We start from the raw sequence: 18,656 nt of genomic DNA, 5'->3' as shown, positions 1-18,656 counted from the left end.
TCCTTCCTTGCAGTACGATGTGATAGACACATGCCTGTGAATACACTTTAATAGTCGTCTGTTTTGTTGTTTCTTTCATGGAAGCAAAGTACCGGGAAAAAGGTATTATGCCGCATCATACCAAAGTCGTATAAAAGTATGATAAGCCTAATTTACGACCTTATCGGCCTATGCTTACTCTTTTCAAACACCCATAATACTGCAAATACAAAACACTATTAATGTGCACTCTAAGCAGCATATAACACAAAGAAATGCGCCATTCTTTCAGAAAAATCAGGCGTAGCCATAAGAGAAGTCAATAATAAACGCAGAATAAATTTGCAGTTTGATTATTTATTAAATGAGAGCAACAACCTTAAACCCATTTTAGCTATTTCACTAAAACCTGAGCCTTCGATATGAAGACGTATAAAGGTATCCGGGCTAGAAGATTTTGATCCGAGAGGGTTTGATGGCAAGCAGCTGGTTATTTCCCCTGAAATAACCAGCTGCTTGACTCATTATCAAATGCATTGTATAGTAGTTATTAAAACGACTTAAGTCGATTGTCTTAGTAAGACACAATTATATAACGGAAGCTATTGCCTTACTCCTAAACCAACACTATCAAAATGAATATTGGTCAGTTTCCTGCATCACACTTATCAAGGAAGTACGATTACGAACATTAAGCTTCCCGTATATATTGGTAAGATGCGTTTTAACAGTAGTGGTAGAGATATGCAATTGTTCAGCAATTTCTTTATTTCTAAGTCCCTTGCAGATTAATCGAACAATCTCCTGTTCACGTTGAGTAAGCTCTTCTGAGCCATAGCCTTTATCTTTGGAAAAAACCTTAAGTTTTTGAGTTGATTTTGGATTGACTGAAATAATGGATTGCAAAGTCAGGGGAACATCAACATCTCCATGGAAAATATTTGGTGCTACCATCATAAACTCCCTAAACGGTCTTGTAATTCGCTGTTTGCTATACACGTCATACGCTTTCTTCAGAAAGATATTAATTTGATTCTCAACTCCCATACGCATATGACCTAGTGCCTTCAATAATAAAATATCAATATCATTATAAGAATTGTAAACACTATGCAGTAGGTTCTCAAAAGATTCCAACATGTTTAATCCACATTGTAGTTGTTCACTATTTCCAAAAGTGATAAGTATCCGGATACGAGTTAAGGCCGGGACTTCAATCGTAAAAACAGGGTCAACAGCATTCATTTTCAGTTCCAAATTCTGGATCGCCCAATCCAAGGCCTTTTGAGACTCCCCCAGTAGCCAACAGATTCTCATTTGAGTCGAAGTATAGATATGGGCAAAAAGTCCTCCTTTAATTTGCCCCTGCTTTGTTTTCATCCTTAATAAAGCATCATTTGCTGATTCAATGTCATTGACTAGAACGTAACAGAGGCATAACGCTGAATAACAATCCATGTATCCGCGCCAATCCATCGCTCCTTCATAATGTCGAGCCTTTTTAAGTGAATCAAGAGTGCCTTGAGGATCGAACTGTTGAAAATCGACATTTGCTGCCAAATAAACACTCCAACCTTCTAAATAGCGATATGTGTTTTGTACAATATAGGTAAAACGTTGACTCACCTTCTTAGCCTCAAGAAAATCACCTGAAAGAAGTAAAATAAACAGGCGGGAAGAAAAAGAACGTAAGTACATAACTTTACCGGGGCTATAGTTCCTTTCTGTATCTTCCAGCATTTTGATCGCCTCACTTTTCTGTCCCAACATTTGCATAGAAAAAACGATAACCATTTCACGTCTGGCTCCCAGCATCTCGCCATCCTCATAAAGGGCTTTCGATTTATTGGCATATTTAAGTGCTTCACTTGGAGAAGAATGAAAAAACAACTTATGAAAGCTTAAATGGAAGTAATATTCCGATGTTTCCAAATTTCCTGCCCCTTTTTCCATAATACGCCCGAGCAAAAATAGGGCATTATGAGTATCCGATAAATCCCAAAAGTTTTCAAGCACCCATACATGGGCAATTAACAAAGCAGGTTTGATTCGAATCAGATCATCTGGCAATAGATCCAGCCATGCTTTTATCCTCCACCATTGTCCCTTATTAAACATCGCTCTACGATGATGGTTAACGAGGTATGATGCAGTTTCTAAATCTCCCATACGAATAACATACGCAATAGCTTCTTCAATATACCCATTATTGGCAAACCATTCACTAATAAAAAGTAATGCCTTTTCTGTATTATAAGTAGCTGTTCTTTTTTGCTGTCCCCTTAGTACTTTACTAAACAAATGGTGAAACCGATACCATTCCTCGCTATCATCCTCGGAGATAATAAAAAGATTGTACTTCTTCAATTTGGCAATAAATTCAGAAACATTAACCCTTTGTGATAAGTAGGTTTGAAATAGTCCTTCTAAAAGCTCCTCGTTAAACCGCTCACAAATACTTGCCAGGAGAAGTGGTTCGGAGAAACTCTCCGGTAGTTGTGACAAATATTCTCCAAGTAAAAAATCTAAATCGGTCAACATATCGGTCGTCAAAACATGCTCCACATTTTTCTTGCCCGTGTTAGCAATTTGAAAAAGCATAGAAATACCTAGAATCCAGCCTTCAGACCGATCCAAAACAAGGGAATCACTCGCGCTTAATTGCTTATTATGATTTTTTAACAAGCATTGAAATTCTTGCGTATCGACTGTCAAGTCAGCCATTCTAATTTCAGCAAGATTTCCGTACAGCCTAAGTTGCTTTAACAATAAAGGAGGATCGTAGCGCGTAATTATAACAAGCTGCTTATTTACAGGCCTATTAATTAAAAAATTATCAATCAATTCATGAACGTCAGGATTCTTAATTTTACTATAATCATCCAACACCAATATCCCCGGGTCAGTATTCTCACTCAAATAATTACAAATACTCTCAGCAATCGCTTGTGGACTTAAAACAGATGATGCCTCTACAAAATCATAAATCCGCTTATCCTCCGAAGGCCGAAAACGGGCAAATGCAATGCTTAAATATTCTAAGAATACAGTGAAACTATTAAAAATCTCATCGAGAGAAAGCCACGAATAAGGCTTATCTTGTACCTCAAGCCATTGACTGACAACAGTAGATTTACCATACCCGGCAGGCGCGGAAACTAGAATCAAAGACTTCTCGGAACATTGGTTTAATCTATTAATAATTCTCTCTCTGAAAATTATTTTTGTTCCAATTGGAGGTCTATGGAATCTGGTTTTTAGAATATCCATATTTCAAAAAATTAGGTCGTTAAAAGCTAAAAATCAAAGGTATTAATCAGTACATTCAATACAAAATAAATTTGATTAACTGACTATCAAAAGACTAAAGTCATTGCGATGCAAAATAGATTAGTTCCATCTTGCACCTATATTTAGGTGCATACTAGTCGCATTAATAGTCAAGGAAAAAATATTGTACGAGCATTTCCCACAATACTTTTTTGTCATTCTGAGCTAGTTTTGCAAGCATTAAAACTCAATAAATACAAACCCTTCGCACATCTAAATTAATAGAACATAATACATACAGAATACACATAGTATAATATTATGTGCTGTTTAGAACAAAATTATTGTATATATTGTTCAATGAAAATATAAAGAATCTCAAATATAAAAAGACATGATATACAAAGGAAAGCAGTCCATCTATGACTAAATCATTTAAAGGAGAGTTTAAATAAGAAATATTGCAACAAATAATAAAACTACTCAATGCTATTTGATATCGATAGGCTTACTAACAACTTCAAAAGTTATTTTACCAAGTGTATATATGTTTAGTCTTTCAATATCAATAAGAACAATACAAATCCTTTTACCAAATGGCAGTAAAATTAAACCATGGTTAACTTCTGTTGCCTCGTAAGTATTGATTAATAAGTTATTGAAACAATTAAATAAAAGTATTGCTCATTTTGAAAAAAGCGTTTTATTTGTCTTTTAGTTACCTTTAGAACTTTAGGCTGTGGTAATGTGAGAACTGCATCTGATCACCGCATTCTGCATCTTTGAAGCTGCCTCCGGCACTACTATTTTTGGATGTTCACAGCAATTGTTAATCCTCATTACTCAAATCTAACCATGAGAGTTAAAATTCTTCTATGTATTATGTGTATTTTCCACCTAGGAAACGCACAAGCAAGCGATAGCACAAAAGTCCGAAAGAACTTACGCTTCAGTATATTAGGTGGTCCAGGTTACACCCCAGACTATGGAATAGTACTTGGTGGTAGTGCTCTATTCACCTTCTCTACTAGTCCGGCAGACTCTTTATTAAAGCGCTCTGTATTACCTGTTTCATTTGCCTATATGACTTCAGGCGGTGGCACTTTAATTATAAAGCCCCAGTTATTTTATAATAACGATCGATTTCGAATATTTGGGAAAGCACTAGTCGGAAGTGCCTTTGATAATTATTATGGTGTTGGTTATAAGACGAATTCTGAAAGAATAAGGGACCGAGATTCTACTGAATATAGAAGTGTGCAAATGAAAGTTAATCCTATCCTGATGTTCAGATATAAAGACTCACCATTATTTATTGGAGGTTCATTTGATGTTGCTCACAAGTACATGAAAGATCCCAGCGAAGGAATTATTAATGATAAGGATTATATTAATCAAGGCGGAGACTCAACCGGACTAAAAATTAATAATATAGGGATAGGTTTTAATATGAGCTTTGATACACGTGATGTACCTGCTAATGCTTACTCCGGGCTATTTCTGCAGTTGACTGGCACCTTCTATTCAACAATATTAGGAAGTTCATCAAGCTTTAGTTCTTTTAAAATGGACTATAGACAATTTAAACAACTTAAATTTATTGGTGAGCGTAAAATACTAGCCTGGATGATCAATGGAAATTTCACAAGCGGTAAGGTACCAATAACAGAACTATCCATGCTTGGTTCTCCTTTTGATTTGCGAGGGTATTACGCTGGACAATACCGCGACAGGCATTCGGCCAGTGGCATAATTGAATACAGGCATATGTTTAATTTCGGGGATGCTACCAAGTTACGCCATCTAGCTTCTAAGCTTGGTTTTGCCATCTGGTCAGGCGCAGGAGCTATCGCACCCGATATCAACAAGTGGTCTGTTATTCTTCCTAATTACGGTGCTGGTTTACGAATAGAATTGCAACCCCGTATGAACTTCCGTTTGGATGTTGGGCGGGATTCTCACGATAAACAAACCTTGATTTATTTCAATATGACTGAAGCCTTCTAAACAAGTACATGAAATATTATTCCCCATCTTATGGTTATAACTAAATACCATTTTTCATGAGCAAGCGCTTAAAACAAACTGATTATTAATTGTTTATTATTTTACTCTTTACTACAACAAGTATCTGAACTCGTACACATATCTAACAAAAGCCTTTGGTCCATCTTTTTTATTCAAGTCTTTAACTGGGCACACAAAGCCCCATAATCGAAAGATTGTGGGGCTTTTTTTTTTACGAACAATCTACCACAACATAGATCAGATACAATTTAAGCAAGTATGCGGAATATCCTGAAGTACTCCCAAAAAATCGCACATTGTCAATATCAAGTAGTCAACGCTTTAACAGCTACCTCAGAGGACTGGCAGATATTTGCCGGATAACGAAAAACCTGACGGTTCATATGCCCCGTTACACCTTTGCTGAGCATGCATAAAAGGCATGACTCCGATTAGATCGACTAAAAACAAAAGAGGTTAACCAATTAAGATTAACCTCTATTTCGCCTATTATTGACGCTAATTTGGAAAATGGCTTCCTAAAAATGCCCTTCAAACTTTGTTTGCTTATTAATTCGTTTCAAATTAAAATCAAACACGTAATTGTAGTTTAGATTGGCGGAATATTGACGGATGTGTCGGCTGATACTTTTATTGTCGAGCATGGCCAGACTCAGGTTGAACGAGTGCCGCTTCTTTAACCTGTAACCTGCCGTTAGTCGTATATTGACCACATCTGATAAATTCTGCTCGCTGTTAAATGAATTACTGTAGGTGGTGATTAATGCCGTTTTCAGGTTTTGGAAAAAAGCTTTTTGCACCGATAGGTTGTAGCTTAACACCTGCATATTTGATTCACGGGTTGTATTTTGGTTATGATTAATTCCGGCTGCAATGTTCAATCTTGATGGGATGAGCGAAAACTGGTAAGCCAACATAGCATTAGTTATCCGATTACCCAAATAGCGCTTGTCGTCGCTTTGCTGTTCTGAGGCTTCCTGATAGGTAAAACCAATGTTAATATTCTGGCGGTGTGTTTTACTACTGCGGATGGCATACCCCAGATTTGCAGAAGTCGACATATTCAATTGTGTAAAGCTTAATGTATCCAGATTTTCAAATTCATTGGTCTGGTTTATTTGGTCATAAATATCTTTAACATGCACATACGACTGCACATTGGAGTAGTTGAGACCGAGCGTAAGCTTTTTTGACAATGCAGCTGTAGCACTGGCAGATAGTATGACCCGCTTACTCCCATTTACCTTCTGTTTTTGCAAATTATCCCTCTGAAATCCGGCATCAACAGTCCAGTTCAGCCACCTGATTAATGACGAGGCCACATTAAAGGTGATGTTCTCATAATCGTTTGTAAAGTAATAGGCCCCAAAAGTGGTATAGTTTGGCGCTATGCGTTCATAGGTAGCCCCAATCTGTCCTAATTCAGAACTTTGTGTAATACCCGCTTTAATAGCATGATAAACTGCCACATCACCGTAAGTGTTAAACAAACGGTTGCCAAAGCCACCTACCGTATCAGCGCGACTTACATCCCGATTGATTGCACTTACACCATATTCTCCATGCAGGGTAAGGTTATATTTAAGCTGCAATGCCAATGAGATACTTCCTGCCAGATTCTCCTGTGGTGCAATGTAGCTACTGTCCTTCTCTGTAAATCCAAGTGAGTGGGCATCATCCTTAGCCTTGAGTACGTTAACCATCACCTGCAACTTATCCGTCTTATAGCCAAACTTAACAGCGCCACCCATCCTGCGATAAGCAGTATTCATTCCTAATGAATCCGGCTCAACAGCCCTCCTCAGGCGACCGTACATAGCAGCAATCTCAATTTTCTCATTAGGTGTCAGCTCAACACCACCACCAAAAAACTCATGCCCCGACAGCGTATATGGCGAAAAAGACATTGAGGCATACCCCATATAGGTACGAATCCACTTATAAGAAGGTGCCAGTGAAAAGCGATTAAAGGGCATGGTCATGTTAGCCGTTGTTTGGTTATTGGTGTATGCCATTGACATTGGCACATCCACCACACCAAACAATCGAAAGTTCATGTTACCCGACAAATAATAGGAATAAGGCGTGACACGAGCCAGGGAGTCTGGTGAATGTTGAGCAATCTGGCTCAACGAGATACCACCATTACCAGTTAAAACCGGTGCTTTTACCACCTGCTCAATATCCTGAGAGTACATAAGGACGGGCCATAGCAAAGCCAGCAGGGTGATGCCAAGGCCACGAAGGGATAGGTTGATCATTAATAATGTAGATTTTTAAGTTTCAAGAAAATCAAGATCCAAGAGTTCAAGATCCAAAAGCTCAAAAAAACAAGTTCCAAGAGTTCAAGAAATCAAGATCCAAGTATTCAAGATCCAAGAGTAAAAGACTTGTTTTGCTTGAATTATTGATTTGCTTGAGTTCTTGTATTTCTTGAGTTCTTGTCATTCTTGATTTTATTGAATTCTTTTTTTTCTTGAGTTATTGTATTTCTTGATTTTCTTATTTTACTTGAGTTCTTGATATTCTTGTTTTTCTTGAACTCTTCAATTTCTTAATAGCGTTACATTTTCACTTGAACGGATTTACTTAAAGCGGATGAGCTGCCATCTTCGTAAATCACCTTAATTGCATATTCATACATTTTTTGAGGACTTAAGCGATCATCGTAGAACACCTCATCTGTTGTATGCCCATACAGCTGCATTGCGGCATTATTAACACTTCGATACACCAGTACCTTCTGCACTTTTTTATCCGATTCAACCGCCCAGGTCAGCTTCACTTTATCTGTTTGTAAACGGCGCTTGAGCTTAATGGACTCCACTATACCTGATGGTACCCTGAACAGCATAGTTTTGGATGGCGGCGATAAAAGACCACTTTCGTCTTCGGCCACTATCCGGTACACATAGGTTTGGCCCGCAGCCACGGTTTTATCGGTATAGGCGGCCCTCACCTGCCCATCATACGGCAAACTGCTCAACGATTGTTGGATGGTATCATTTTGCACATTGCGGTACACATGGTGTTTGGCCACATCAGCACTCGAACTGTTTATCCACTGAAGCTGAGGCCATCCCTCTGCATCATTGACCGCCCGCAACACAGGAGCCACCGGTGGTATCACATCGGGACGTACTAACTTAATCTCTTCAGAAAAGGCCGATTGATTCATGCGCACATCTTCAGCCCTTACCTTATAATAGATATCGCGGGTAAGGGTGCGGATGTTGATGGAATCATTAAACTCTGTATCGGTAAGTACGGCCGGTGTTTGCAGCATGTATTCATAATCAGGATGATTGGATGCATACACCCTATAGCCATTCATATCGGTCTCGGTGTTGGGTTGCCAGCGAATGGTGACACGACCAACACTATCAATTAAAGCACTGGCAATCTGCGGCGGGGCAGGCGGAAAGCTATCAATACGCGCAGCATAGGTGATTAAGGGCGATACTTTCTCTTCTTGTTCCCTGTAAACAGCAATCCGGTAATAATTATTGATATCGGCCGTTGAATCAATAAATGAACGCTGTGCACTATCGTTGCCACGTAAAATGATCTGGTGCCGGCGCTTAGGCGATTCGGCCCGGTAAATTTTAAACCCGGTGATATAGTCATTCATTTCCTCAGGGTACTCCCATTTCAACTCTACATACTGGTTATTGATCACCTCGTTACTGACAATCACAGGTGCATTTTTAATGGGCAGCTGTCCGGTACCGAAGATAGAATCGGAAGGCGGCCCCATCTGCCCAAAGGCATTAATGCCTCTGACGCGGTAATAAACCAGGGTGTTATTATCGGGCAAGGTATCTGTTCGATAAGAAAAACGCGGATCAACTCCCTCGTCGCTAAACTGCACCACAGCATTGCTGTCTAACAAGGCATAACTGTGCCCGCTATCCAACGATTTTTCGATCACATAGCTGTTATAAATATGCTTAAGTGTTTGAATATCCCACAACAGTTGCACCTTTTTATCGTCCCACTGCCCCGATAAAGCAATGGGTTTAGGCAATGGCTGATAGGCCGACTGACCGGTAAACACAAAAGCAGTATCAACGGCCAGTGAATCGGGGCAATTGATAAACACGCGGTAGAGGTACTTCTCATCTGCTTTGGCGGTTTTGTCAGCAAAATACAGACCCGACAGCTGCGCAGCCTGTAAGGACTGATCGGCCGAATAAACCGCAAAACTATAGCGCTGCTGCTCTTCCTGGTACTTTTTATAGGCCATGTGCGGATTCCCGCCCGTAGGCACATCTTTAAACTCAGATGCATAAATACACTCGGCAGCTATGCCTACATACTTATTATCGGCGTAGGGCTCCCAGCGTTCAACAGGTGCCGGTTTTAAAGGCTCTGCGGTCAGCAGCTGCTCCTCAATCTGCTTCAGCATTTTTTTATTACGCAGCAAAGTATAGCGTTTTACATGGTAGCCATACTGATTGCCCAGGCGCCACACTTTGGCACTGACAGGCGCCCAGCGTAACATGATTGAATCGGGCATGGGCCGGCTGAGCAATCCAATGCTTTCCTGGCTCCAGGCACTGACACTGATTACGCATAGAAGAAATAAAAGGATTTTGTGTTTAGTGGTCATCAATAAAAGTTTATAGTATATGGATTAAGTAAACACCTTACTGCATTACCACACATGGGGATACGTATGACAATTGCATTGTAAGCTTAACTAATTGAATACTTAATTATAGGGCTTTGGATAGTATTTATTAGCAGTTATATCTTTGGGTTCTCCCTGAGATCTTGGGATGTAAGTCCCCATTATCAAGCCTTTGGTAATCGTTCCTTGCATTTGTTGACCGTCTTCCGAAACCAAATCAAAACTGCCATCTACCAATGGTGATATTGCTTTAAAGCCTATTAATCGTCTCACAACCATTATTTTTTTACCATAAACAACCGCTATGAAAGATACATCCGTATCGGAGTTCCAATAAGGTTTGATTATTTTGCCCTCGTAAAAACCTTCTTCAGCCGTGTTACTGCGTTCATCAAATTGTTCCAGTCTTGCTAAACGTCCTAAGCCTTTGAAATCGGTAGTATTTCCCATTGATATCTCAAATGTCCCCTGAATTGTGTTCTCAGCTGTAACACTAGCATCTAAGTGTATTTTATATAGGCTCATATCGCTATCATAAATAAGCTGTCCTTCAATGTTTACAAAACCGGTAACAAAAGTGACCTCATCAAACTCATAATCATACTCATATAAGGTGAATTCACTCCCACCAATAATTACTATACTCTCGTGAAAAGAGTCGGCATACACGCCGTCATACTCTCCTGTTGCAGGAGTCCTATTTACTGGTTCATCATCCTTTTCACATGCAAAAAAAGCACCGGCTAATAAGGCCAGCACTAAATACCTTAATATGTGTTTCATTGTAAAAGTTTAATTGTGTGTGAGTTATTAAGTTTATAATCGTTTTTGGTATCCGCAGATATTGATGTGGTTAGCTATGGATACTTCAACTACTTAGATGAACCGCGGGTGAGGACATATGCTGTAGCGAGAGGAGGGATAAGTTGATAGCCCCATTCTTTGGCTGCCTCAAACTTTAGAACATCCATCTTCTACCATTGCGCTTGCTTTCGCAGCGTATTGATAAAATCACTCCTCATCCAATAAACTGTAGAAAGACCATTACCACCGGTGTTATGCAGTTGATCAAGCAAAGCAGCTGTCATTAACTTTTCGCCCTTAAACGTATCTTGCACCCTATCGCTCATAAAAAACAAATAGTTGCCATCGGGAGATAGAGAAGCTGCATACTCAGCATGTCCTTTCGAATTGACTTTATCACCCATATTAAGTGCCTGCGACCACTCGCCTTTTTCATCTCTGAAAAAGATATAATAATCGGTACCTCCGTAGCTATCTTCCAGCCCCCATACACCTTGTATTAAAAATGATTCGTCGGGAGAAATAAAGGCATTGTAGCGCGTACGTCCGCAATTTATTGAACGCGGCAAAGAATCGGGCTGCGCAAAACCGGATTGAGTGGCAAGTGCTTTCAGAATCACCCCTTCACTCCCTTGGGTTTCACTGGTATAGTAAATGGTGCCTGTTGACGTTATAGAAGGGAAAAATTCATCCCCGGCTGTATTTACAGGCCAACCGATATTTACTGGCTCACCCCATTGTGTGCCCAGGCGCTCACAACGCCAAATGTCAAAATCTTTGACTTCACCCTCCAGATCCTCAGCACAGTTGGAGGCAAAATAAAGGTACTTCCCATCAGGCGAAATGAATGGCTCAATGTAATGGTATTTAGAATTGGTGGCGAAGGGGGCCACCTGTGGCTGGGTCCATCCCTCTTCAGTTCGCTTTGTAAAAAGGATAGTACCATAACTAAATGCATGACCGCAGATACTGAACCAGATTTCATCCCCTTCGGGTGTCATGGTGATATCGCGGGTAAACTTACCGGTATTAATAATACCTGGCGCAAAAATTTCAGGAAGGGAATCCGGAAGTGATTGCCCCAGATAATCGCCCTCCAGGTTGAGCAGCTGATCCGATTTTGTATGATTGGGCTGACAAGCCACAAATAAAATTAACAAGGCAAAACAGAGGTGCTTCATCTTCATAGATTTTGAATTTTATGGGTAAAATAACATAATCTTTTACAATAAAAAGATGAATTCTAAACACTCATCCAGCTTTTTATCTTATTTCAGGCAATATGGGATACACTTTCTGCCAGCAACTTAACAAAACTCAATAGTTTTACTGTTGCGCCATTAAACATATTTACCAGGCCATTCTCTTAAGCAGCACCCTGTTAAGCGTAGCGTCTCGCTACGTTTAATCCGGCAAAGCCTGCTCCGTTGGTACGGAGGCCTCTGGCCTGACTATCACTTCACTGATATTACGCTTAATGTTAAAACTTCAACTTCTGGCAAAACAGCCGTTTCACCAGCATAATTACAGGCACTTGAATAAATATAATCTTCAGGCTGACGAACCAAGCCTGCTCGTGCCGGATTCATATGTATATAATCCAGTTTCTGCATTACAAACTTATCTGAATAGACATGTACTGCATGGTTCTCATGTGTCCAAACCTGATAATGGCTATTGCGCTTGTGCATTGAGGCAGCTTGTTTAAATACGTTCAATAACCACTCAGAACGACTTTCTTTATTTTGCTCAATGCACTGTATGAACTTTTTACTGGTATAGCTCTTAAAATCGCGAATAGTATTACTTAATTGACCACTATTACTTTGCACCAATAAATGGACATGGTTACTCATTATGACATAAGCATAAATAATCAAACCTTTATTAGCTATGCAATATTGTAAGTTGTCAATGATTATATTTCGATAAACCTGACGCGAAAATAAGTCCGCCCAGCTCACAATTTATAAAGTGATGTAATAGGCGCCATCCTGATTATCTATTTTATAGCCAGTGCTCATATTAGCAGTAGGCGATAGTTATAAATATAAATTTGTTTGAATCGTGATTATAGGCCAGAGGCCTTATTTGCAGCGACGTAGCGAAACGCTACGCCGAACGAAGTGAAATATGGCTCGTTTTAATGTATAATCGGTATTATTCGTTTGCATACTGATGTAGTTGCCAACTACTTGTTATGGTCGACGAAGTGGAACACTTCGCCGAGCTGCCTTTTATTGGCTTCTACGCCGAACGAGGGGGCATAATTATTTAGTATTCTTCCATTCGACTTAACAAACTTAAAACCCTGTGATTTAAACCGATCTTCTATTCGCCTTGCAGTCTCTGTAAATACATATTTCTTCGTCATCATGGCCTACTATCCTGTGTCTTTGATTTAAGATTGCTAATCAAATCATCCATGGCTTTACGACCTGCAACTTCCTGACCTACCCAAGGAGCATATAATTCTTTATATTTCTCACACAATTCATCAAAATCAGGGTCGTTACATAGCTTCATCAGTGTAAGTGACTGCATTAGATTTCTCAATATATTACTCAAACCAGTATCATCATTAAGAATTTGGTTTTTTTTCAATTTATTTGTATTTGAAAGGCTTCTGTATGTTTGAAAAAAGCTATAAGCTTTATTTTTTGTGAGTTCTATTAATTTTTGTACTAAGGTTTTCAACTCATCTTCTGATGATATTTCAATAAACTTATGATTTGTTCCCGATAATAAATCATAAGATGAAGCTACGGTCGTAGTTAGAGGTTTGTTTTTAGGGTTAAATAATTCTTCTCCAAGAAACTTGTTTACAGAATCTTCTACTGTATTTAGGCGTATTGCAATAGAATATTCTATCAGAAAGATAGGAGCATAATCAACTACCCTGATATAAATTACATCAAAACCATTATCATGTTTGCGTATTATACGTTCTTTTGCTTTTATATATTTAAATCCATCATTTTTTAAATTCTCAGCTATTTGTGTACGTATCTCATTTGTCACATATTTCTTGTTTAACATTACCATATTGTTTTTATTGTGTTATTTGTTATTATTCCTTCTACACTATGCGAACGTAACATTCTTGAAATTGTAATTTTATCACCTTGAGAGAAGATTACTTTTCCATTTACTATAAAGTCCTCGACAGTTCTTATTTCAAGTTTTTTCCCAGCTTTAACAGCATCTTCAATTATTTTCTGATTTTTACTTAATATGTTTGAAACACCGTATTTTGTTTCATTTAATATGAACTGATTCGTTTTGGAATTATAAATAATATCATCGGCAATAGACGTAACACCATCAACTTTTAAATAAACCTGACTTGTTACACTAAAGCCATCTTCTGCTTTAAATACTGTTCTAAGATGTTTGGAAACAAGCTTTTCAAAATCATCAGCCAGCTTGAATTTCTTTAACACAGCTTGCATCTCATCTCCATAATTCTTCCATTTTTCAGCAGTTTCTGTTGTCATAGTTTTGAAAATCTCATAAAGATCTCCAAGTTCGGATGCCGAAAGGTCGAATTTATGAATTTGAAATAACTTAATAATGTCTGGATTACCAATTACTTCCTCAAAGAAAGTAACATCATTAAGCAAATCTTTGGCAAAGCGAAGACGTGTCATCTCGGAAAACTCGCCGATTTGTTTAGCTATCTTATCAAAATCTACCCTATCACCTAACTCTTTAACAACTTTAACTAACTCTTCAAACTTTAACTTTGATAATCCCTTAGCAATTTGAGGCCCACCAGGTAATTGATTTATAAAGGCTGTTAATGCTTCTTCTGCTAATTCTTTTCCTGCCTTTTCTCCGATTTTTACGATTGCTCCTCCTGGCACAAACATAGATGCTACCTCAACAGTTGTTTTTGAGATGGCATAAGGACGTTTTTCTTCATCCTTAAAATCCTCGACAATACCATCGAGCATCATTTGCATACCATCTTTTGAAAACACTTGAGTAAATGCTTGACGCTTCTCTGCATCTAATGCTATTTCCCCAGTTGTTTTAATCATCAATGGCAATCCTGCTACTTCTCCAATAATTCCATCAACTGCACCGGAAGGAACGCCCGGAATAGTGAATTTACCTTGATAATATTGACGTCCTTCTCCTTTACTATACCAAAGACCATCCGGTATCTCACCAACTTCCCATACGTTTTTACCAATTTTACCGGTAACCTGTAAGCCGGTAGTATATGATGCCAATAGATTTTTAATACTAGCTATAAAACCACTACCATAATTAATTCGCTCTTCTCGCAGTAACTCAAAAGCAATAGATGATTCTTGCTGAAGTTCTGATAGGGATAAGTTTCTTTGAGTTGCAGTGGCTTTTATTTTTGAGCTAAGTTTTGACGCATCTATGAAATCATCACTAATTTGCTCATTCAAATACACTTTCTTATTTGCGTAATCAATGAAGAAATCAACAGCAATTTCAGCTTCATTATCAGATGAAATTCCTTTTGAATAAAGCTTCGTGGAATTACCATTAGAATCTATTAATCGGATAACAATTTTTACATTGCTGAAATAACTAATACTTAGTTGATTGTCTAACTCACTCTTAATAGATTCAAATGACTCGGTATCAGAACTAGTCAATTTATACTCATGCTGATAAAATGAATTATCATGAACACAATTTGCAATATCAGACATCCATTTTGCAATAAAATTTGATGATTCATGATTATTACTATTGCTACAAAAGCTGCTATAATCCTCGTTTGTGTGACAAATTATAGCTTTATTATCACGTCCTATAAGAATAAACTCTTCTAAACCTTGAGGTACATCAAGTTCATTATATTGAGCTTGAATTTCATTTGTAGTTAGTTGTCCTTCATTTATTTCGATATCTCCGGTAATATAATCGTATTTACCAACAACAGCTTTATATTTTATCCCACTAAAAATAAAAGACAGTTCCCCTTCCCTCTGTTGTCTATCACACTTCTTTAAAAACACAAAAACATTGTTTCCAAGAGTATTCATTAATGACAATAGCTTATCCTTATCATCACGTATCGCCTCCCCCTCCTCTTCATCCTGCATAAAGCCAAGTACCAGGTTCTCCGGGTTATGTATCAAGTCCCACTGGTGCTTCCAAAGCTGGCGGGCTCCAGGGGTATAGTCCATCAGGTTTGGTGTGGCCCCTTCGGGCGCAACATTATCATGAGCCGAGAAGGTATGGTAGAGGTTGAAGGCCCCATGTGCCAGCTCATGGGCAATGGTGTTGTAGTTTGGCCTGCCATAGATAAATCCAAACTGCCTTTGCAAGGGCATAAAGCCGGCAATACTACTACCCTTATCGGTTACATTATCAATAAAAAAGAGGTAGAATGCGTTTTTATCAATGACATTCCCCTGGGCGGTAAAGGCATTGATAATGGCTTTTTGGTCGGCATTGTAGGTTGAGAAGCTACCTGAGCCACCATGGGTCATTTGCCCGCCGGGGAAAGTTACCTCAACAGGCTTTTTTACAGGAGTCACCTGCCAGCTTACCACCGCCTGCTTATAAATATCGTTGATGGTATCCTGTAGCGGAAATATATCGGGCAATGTGGTTGTATTAACCGGCACAAGGTATAGCTTCAGGGTTTTGGGGGCATAGCTCACCATGTTGAGCTTACCCACAATGGTAGTGGTATCGCGGTAGGCATAAAGCGGCACCTCAGCTCCGTCAAAGCTGCCACGTAAGCTAAGGCCAGCAGCTGTAGCAATAGCCGGCAGCCCCATCTCATCTTTAAACACCACCTTATCATAGGTATCTGCCTCTACCGGGTCGGTACCAAAGGCCGGCAGGCTTTTCCAGGCAGGTCGGTAGCCGTTACTAAGCGGCAGGTAGTGCGCTTGCAAATTTTTCTTCAGGTCACTGTAACTATCAAAGCCATAGTGCTGCTTTTCCGAAGCTCGAAAGCCAACCATGCCGCCCTGGGACAGATTATTGGTTTCCTTTTCTTCGTTGTGTTTCTTTAGCAATCGTGAGTTACCACCCGTGGCTTTAAACTCCTCCACGCCCATGGCCTGGCCGTTGCCGCTTATCACATATTCTTTCCCCTCTTTATTGGTCACCAATGTTTTGTCTAAATCGCTGCTGTGGCCAATTACCTTTTCATCCACCTTGCCATCGGCATCCACCTTCACGGCTACTACCTGTCCCGTATCGTTCACATAAATGACATCAAAAGGTTCATCCACCTTCAGGGTATCTTTTACTGCCATGCCTGTGGTTACTGTGGCAAGGTTATCGGCCAGTTCGCCCAGGTAATCCGTCAGCGCATCAACATCGAGCAAAAACTGGGGGTCGTAAACACTCTCAAAGTTCATGTTCACAATCACATTGTCGGTGTTTACCTGCAGGTTGTCGTACTCACACACAAACTTAATGCCCCATATTTCGGCCCAGTAATAGAAAATGCCGGTATAGGTATTCTCGCCCTGGGGCTCTACCTTATGCAGAATAAAGCGCGTAGTACCGGTTTTATTAATAATGGTATCGCCGGGTGCCAGGTCGCTGCGCAACTCAAAATTAGTCAGGTTTACCTGGGGCAAATTATCGTCGCAACCGCAAGTGGGGCAATTGAGCGTATCAATCAGCGGCTGCTGAACGGGTATCTTAACGCTGGTCCACTCACTGTAATCACTCACCGACGAAGGGTCGGCATTACACACGGCCTGCACCCGCATCTCATACACCTGCCCCTGGTCGAGGTCAAAAAAAGCCGCCTTGCTATCATAGGTTTCGCTGTTGAGCATCCAGCCCGTTGCAGGCTGCCGTATCTCCACATTAAAAGAGGTGTGGTTGGGTTCCACATCCCAGGTAAACGTAGCGCTGCGTCCACGTGCCTCTGCCTTCAGTTGACTCACATCCTCACACTTGGCCTTGTAAACGAAGGTACGCACCTGGCTGTGCCCGTCCTGCTCAAAGGGCACATAGCCACTGGCATCTTTGGCTGTAATCCGCCAGGCATAGCGCATCCCCGGCTCCATCATCAGCGTGGCCGGATAGATCTGGCAGAAGGTATTAAAGGTGGTTTCCTCGTGAAAGACCGGAATACTCTGAACCACTGTATTGGGGTCCACGCCTTCCACACGCATCTCCCATAATTCAAAGGTGTACTGGATGGTTCCTACCGAAACCGGCGAACCCACATTACTGGCCAGCCATGAGAAGCTGAGCGGCATGCCCGGATATTGCCCCATCTCCTCTCCTTGCTCGGGTAGTTGCAGCACCGGTGGCTTACCTAGTACTATCCACGCCGAGGTGTTGCCGCTGTTGGATATCAAACGGTTGGTATTATAGTGCAGCACCTCCACCGTAAACTTATAAAACCCACCTGGTAACTGCCCGGTACGCTTATAGGCATCCTTGCTGTAACCCTTAAATATCAGGTTGTTGATATGGAAATAGTCGGCCAAATCTTCGCCAAACAAGATGCTGGTAACACCACCATTGAGATAGATAGGTGTTGTCGTAATGGTGGGCGGTGTTTCGATGGTGACACCCGCCGTTTCGAGTTTAATATGCAGCTTAACCGGCAGATCAACAATGTTTAAATCATTGACATTTATCTGTACCATCAGGTGCTGCGAACCTACCGCCCCGTAATCGCTAAGCTTTAACGAGTAGGGAGGTGTGAGCGTTGGCGTCACATATATCGGGTAGTTGCTTTGTGCCGTCACAAAACTGGTCAACAGCAACAAAAATGATAGTAATAGAAATTGTATTCGGGTCATGCGTGTGAGTTTTTTTAGGTCAAAGTTCCAAGAAGTCAAGATTAAAGACTTCAAGGTTCCAAGAAGGCAAGTTTCAAGGGTTCAAGGGTTCAAGAGATCAAGTTTTCAAGAGATCAAGGTTCCAAGAAGGCAAGTTTCAAGGGTTCAAGGGTTCAAGAGATCAAGTT

At 40.1% G+C, this 18,656-nt stretch carries 9 protein-coding genes; 1 reads left to right on the top strand and 8 read right to left on the bottom strand.

Going from position 1 to position 18,656, the window contains the following annotated elements:
- Nucleotides 1–609: 609 nt before the first annotated feature.
- Complete coding sequence (locus tag ACSX1H_RS05395; protein ID WP_439182749.1) at nucleotides 610–3,249, bottom strand: helix-turn-helix transcriptional regulator; 2,640 nt, start codon at nucleotides 3,247–3,249, stop codon at nucleotides 610–612.
- An 855-nt stretch (nucleotides 3,250–4,104) separates the two neighbouring features.
- Between ACSX1H_RS05395 and ACSX1H_RS05390 the strand changes: the two genes are divergently transcribed.
- Nucleotides 4,105–5,256: a BamA/TamA family outer membrane protein gene (locus tag ACSX1H_RS05390; protein ID WP_439182747.1), complete on the top strand. Its 1,152-nt coding sequence runs from the start codon at nucleotides 4,105–4,107 to the stop codon at nucleotides 5,254–5,256.
- A gap of 539 nt (nucleotides 5,257–5,795) precedes the next feature.
- Here ACSX1H_RS05390 and ACSX1H_RS05385 read toward each other — a convergent pair.
- From ACSX1H_RS05385 to ACSX1H_RS05355, 7 genes are all read right to left on the bottom strand, one after another.
- Nucleotides 5,796–7,538, bottom strand: coding sequence for a hypothetical protein (locus ACSX1H_RS05385; RefSeq protein ID WP_439182745.1), 1,743 nt, complete (start codon nucleotides 7,536–7,538; stop codon nucleotides 5,796–5,798).
- A 302-nt stretch (nucleotides 7,539–7,840) separates the two neighbouring features.
- Nucleotides 7,841–9,889 carry a fibronectin type III domain-containing protein gene (locus ACSX1H_RS05380; protein WP_439182743.1) on the bottom strand — a complete coding sequence of 683 codons (2,049 nt, stop codon included), beginning with the start codon at nucleotides 9,887–9,889 and terminating at the stop codon, nucleotides 7,841–7,843.
- A gap of 102 nt (nucleotides 9,890–9,991) precedes the next feature.
- Nucleotides 9,992–10,693, bottom strand: coding sequence for a hypothetical protein (locus ACSX1H_RS05375; protein ID WP_439182742.1), 702 nt, complete (start codon nucleotides 10,691–10,693; stop codon nucleotides 9,992–9,994).
- A gap of 191 nt (nucleotides 10,694–10,884) precedes the next feature.
- Complete coding sequence (locus tag ACSX1H_RS05370; RefSeq protein ID WP_439182741.1) at nucleotides 10,885–11,895, bottom strand: TolB family protein; 1,011 nt, start codon at nucleotides 11,893–11,895, stop codon at nucleotides 10,885–10,887.
- A gap of 273 nt (nucleotides 11,896–12,168) precedes the next feature.
- Entirely contained in the window at nucleotides 12,169–12,678 is a 510-nt protein-coding gene (locus tag ACSX1H_RS05365) for an REP-associated tyrosine transposase (RefSeq protein ID WP_439182740.1), read from the bottom strand.
- 409 nt (nucleotides 12,679–13,087) lie between these two features.
- Nucleotides 13,088–13,753, bottom strand: coding sequence for a hypothetical protein (locus ACSX1H_RS05360; protein WP_439182739.1), 666 nt, complete (start codon nucleotides 13,751–13,753; stop codon nucleotides 13,088–13,090).
- Complete coding sequence (locus ACSX1H_RS05355; protein WP_439182738.1) at nucleotides 13,753–18,489, bottom strand: hypothetical protein; 4,737 nt, start codon at nucleotides 18,487–18,489, stop codon at nucleotides 13,753–13,755. The genes ACSX1H_RS05360 and ACSX1H_RS05355 overlap by 1 nt, the downstream gene beginning before the upstream one ends.
- Between the last annotated feature and the right edge of the window lie 167 nt (nucleotides 18,490–18,656).

Source organism: Carboxylicivirga taeanensis (assembly GCF_051851475.1).
GTDB lineage: Bacteria > Bacteroidota > Bacteroidia > Bacteroidales > Marinilabiliaceae > Carboxylicivirga > Carboxylicivirga taeanensis.
This window is presented reverse-complemented; position numbering and strand designations above follow the sequence as displayed.

Excerpts from the sequence above, each read along its gene's own strand:
- ACSX1H_RS05395 (WP_439182749.1), bottom strand. The coding sequence starts at position 3,249 with ATGGATATTCTAAAAACCAGATTCCATAGACCTCCAATTGGAACAAAA.
- ACSX1H_RS05390 (WP_439182747.1), top strand. The coding sequence starts at position 4,105 with ATGAGAGTTAAAATTCTTCTATGTATTATGTGTATTTTCCACCTAGGA.
- ACSX1H_RS05385 (WP_439182745.1), bottom strand. The coding sequence starts at position 7,538 with ATGATCAACCTATCCCTTCGTGGCCTTGGCATCACCCTGCTGGCTTTG.
- ACSX1H_RS05380 (WP_439182743.1), bottom strand. The coding sequence starts at position 9,889 with ATGACCACTAAACACAAAATCCTTTTATTTCTTCTATGCGTAATCAGT.
- ACSX1H_RS05375 (WP_439182742.1), bottom strand. The coding sequence starts at position 10,693 with ATGAAACACATATTAAGGTATTTAGTGCTGGCCTTATTAGCCGGTGCT.
- ACSX1H_RS05370 (WP_439182741.1), bottom strand. The coding sequence starts at position 11,895 with ATGAAGCACCTCTGTTTTGCCTTGTTAATTTTATTTGTGGCTTGTCAG.
- ACSX1H_RS05360 (WP_439182739.1), bottom strand. The coding sequence starts at position 13,753 with ATGTTAAACAAGAAATATGTGACAAATGAGATACGTACACAAATAGCT.
- ACSX1H_RS05355 (WP_439182738.1), bottom strand. The coding sequence starts at position 18,489 with ATGACCCGAATACAATTTCTATTACTATCATTTTTGTTGCTGTTGACC.